The sequence below is a fragment of the Kitasatospora sp. NPDC097643 genome (assembly GCF_040302625.1).
In the GTDB taxonomy this organism is placed as follows: domain Bacteria; phylum Actinomycetota; class Actinomycetes; order Streptomycetales; family Streptomycetaceae; genus Kitasatospora.
Genome location: NZ_JBEOSA010000177.1, coordinates 1 through 1,223 on the forward strand (window position 1 = coordinate 1; position 1,223 = coordinate 1,223).

A 1,223-nucleotide genomic window follows, 5' to 3' on the forward strand; every position below is an offset into this window, starting at 1 on the left:
CTCACAGCGCCGATGGTACTGCAGGGGGGACCCTGTGGGAGAGTAGGACGCCGCCGAACAATTATTCAAGGCCGCGGCCCCAGCGACTCGCTGGGGCCGCGGCCTTTTTGTGTTTTGCGAACGTACAGGGCCGGCAGGCTCGGGACTTCCGCCCAGGCGCGGACGGTTCCCGGATGCCGGACAATGGAGAAGGTGCACGGCCAGGAGGTCGGCGCCGATACCGCGTGACGGCGGCGGAGTTGCACCGTCAGCGGTGGAGCTGAAGCAGCAGAAGGAGTCACCACGATGTCGAACCAGCCCCAGGACCGTCCCGAGCGTCGATCGGACGACGGCCGAGGCTACGAGCCCCGGTCCCGCGGGGGCTGGTCCAACGACCGTGGCGGCAACCGCCGGGACGACCGTCCCTCCGGCGGCTACCGCCGCGATGACCGTGACGACCGTCCGCGTCGCGACGACCGCCAGGGCGGCGGCTTCCGCCGCGATGACCGTCCGGCCGGCGGCGGTTACCGCCGTGACGACCGCCCGTCGGGCGGCTACAACCGTGACCGTGACGACCGCCAGGGCGGCGGTGGCTTCCGCCGCGATGACCGCCCGTCCGGTGGCTACAACCGTGACCGTGGCGACGACCGCGGTGGTTTCCGTCGCGACGACCGCCCGGCCGGTGGTGGCTTCCGTCGTGACGACCGCCCGTCCGGTGGGTTCCGTCGTGATGACCGGGACGACCGTCCGCGTCGTGACGACCGCCCGTCCGGTGGCTACAACCGTGACCGTGGCGACGACCGCGGTGGTTTCCGTCGCGACGACCGTCCCTCCGGTGGCGGTTTCCGTCGGGACGACCGCCCGTCCGGCGGTTTCAACCGTGACCGTGGCGACGACCGTGGCGGTTTCCGTCGCGACGACCGTCCCTCCGGCGGTGGCTTCCGTCGGGACGACCGCCCGTCCGGCGGGTTCCGTCGTGATGACCGGGACGACCGTCCGCGTCGTGACGACCGCCCGTCGGGCGGCTACAACCGTGACCGTGGCGACGACCGTGGTGGCTTCCGCCGCGATGACCGCCCGGCCGGCGGCTACAACCGTGACCGTGGCGACGACCGCGGTGGTTTCCGTCGTGACGACCGCCCCTCCGGTGGTGGCTTCCGTCGGGACGACCGCCCGTCCGGCGGGTTCCGTCGTGATGACCGGGACGACCGTCCGCGTCGTGACGACCGCCCGTCGGGCGGCTA

1 pseudogene is annotated in these 1,223 nt (G+C 72.4%); it reads left to right on the top strand.

Annotated features, from left to right (window positions below):
- Window positions 1-285: 285 nt before the first annotated feature.
- A pseudogene (locus ABTY15_RS39690) lies at window positions 286-1,223 on the top strand (tetratricopeptide repeat protein); the annotation flags it as partial.